The following is a 1,901-nucleotide window of genomic DNA, read 5'->3' on the forward strand; positions in this document are numbered from 1 at the left end:
CCCTCCTGGCGCGGACCCTTCCCCGCGACCCCACCACCGAGAGCCTGCGCGGCCTGCGGACCCGGCTCCAGCGGGCGCTGAAGGACGCGTCCGGCAACGTCGTGGCCCTCACGGGGACGAGCCCGGGCGTGGGGACGTCCTTCGTCGCCGTCAACCTCGCCTGGGTGCTTGCGGAGTCCGGCAGCCGCGTCCTGCTGGTGGACGCGAACCTGCGCGGGGGCTGGCTCCACCGCTGCTTCCGGGACGAGCGGCCCCCCGGCCTCTGCGAGGTGCTGCGCGGCACCGTCCCCCTGGAGCAGGCCCTCCAGCAGGAGGTCGGTCCCCGCCTGTCGTTCCTGGGCGCGGGCGAGCTTCCCGCGGACCCCGCGGAGCTGCTGTCCCAGGACGTGTTCGCCGCGCTCGTGGCGGGCCTGTCCGCCCGCTACGACGTGGTCCTCTTCGACACGCCCTCCATCCTCGCGGTGACGGACGCGGCGCTCGTGGGCCGGCACGCGAGCGTGAGCCTCGCCGTGGTGCGGGCCGGCGCCCATCCGATGCGGGAGGTGGCGTCGGCCCTGCACCTCCTGGAACAGAACGACGTCCCGGTGCGGGGCGTCGTGCTCAACGGCGTGCCGCGCTCCCGGCGGGCCCGCGCGGTGAGCGGCATCTACCAGTACGAGTATCCGTCCCCCCGCTGAAGCCGCCCGGAGCCCCCCCGTGAGATGGACTCGCTGCACAGGCCTGGGCTTCATCGCGGCGCTCTACGTGCTCGCGGGCCGCTGGGGCTTCCACCGGCTGGCCGAAACGGAGGTGGAGGCCAACCCGTTTCTGGAGCTGCGGCTGTGGATCGTCATGGGCGGCGGAGTGTTCGCCTCCGTGGGGCTCCTGCACCATGCGTGGCGCGGGGCGCGGCCGGGGGAGGCGCGCTTCGATCCACCGCTCGTCACCGCGCTCCTGGGGTTCTTCGGCTACCTGTGCGCGAGCGCCTTCTGGTCCCCTGACACGGACTTCGCCCTGGCGAAGCTCTACGAGCTCGTGCTCGTGCTGGTGATGAGCGTGGGCTTCGCGCTCGCCGCGCTCCGCCAGCCCGCGCCGCGGATCCTGGACGCGTTCTGGACCATCGTCGTCACGGCCACGGCGCTGCTCGCGCTCACCGGCGTCCGCCAATTGCTCTCCGGCGGCGGCGGCGGGCGGCTGGCGGTGATGGGTGGCGGCCCCAACATCTTCGCGCGGCTCATGGGCCTGCTCGCGCTGGGCGCCCTGTACTTCTGGACCTGGCGGGGCCAGGCGTGGCTGTGGATTCCCATGGCCGCCACCGGCGTCATCCTCGCGCTGCTCACGGGCTCGCGGGGCGGGACGGCCGCCATCTTCGCGGGCATCACCACCTACCTCGTGGTGGCGCGCGTGCCCCTGCGCCGGCTGCTGCTGCTGGTGCTGCTCGCCACGGTGGCCGTCGGGGCCGTGACGATGCTGTCCCCCCTGGGCGAGGCGCTGACCCACTCCGTGGAGGAGCGCTTCCTGCGCCTGACGCTGAACTACGAGGGGGGCGGTGAGGGCAAGGTGTACCTGTCCGGGCGGGAGGTCCTCTACGAGGCCGCCATCCAACTGGGACACGACCACCCGGTGTCGGGCGCGGGGCTCGCCGCGTTCCCCGCGCTGGGCCTGGGCGTCTACCCGCACAACCTCTTCCTGGAGGTGTTCTGCGAGGGCGGCGCCGTGGGGCTGCTCTTCCTCGCGGGCGTCCTCATCACCTTCGTCCGCACGGCGCTCAAGCGCCGCCAGGGGCTGGACGGCGCGACCGTTGGCGCGGCGGTGCTGGTGCTGCTGGGCAGTCAGGCCAGCGGCGACCTCTACGACAGCCGCGCCTTCTTCCTGCTGCTGGTGATGGCCTCCTGCACCGCCGTGGGGGGACGGCGCTCCGC

At 73.7% G+C, this 1,901-nt stretch carries 2 protein-coding genes; both read left to right on the forward strand.

Annotation, left to right across the window (positions count from 1 at the left end; translation table 11 throughout):
- Window positions 1-677: CpsD/CapB family tyrosine-protein kinase (locus D7Y13_RS41225; protein ID WP_120538434.1), on the forward strand; the 677-nt coding region annotated here is incomplete at its 5' end.
- A 19-nt stretch (window positions 678-696) separates the two neighbouring features.
- The coding region (locus D7Y13_RS41230; RefSeq protein WP_120586186.1) for an O-antigen ligase family protein at window positions 697-1,901 on the forward strand (1,205 nt) is incomplete at its 3' end.

The organism is Corallococcus praedator (assembly GCF_003612125.1).
GTDB lineage: Bacteria > Myxococcota > Myxococcia > Myxococcales > Myxococcaceae > Corallococcus > Corallococcus praedator.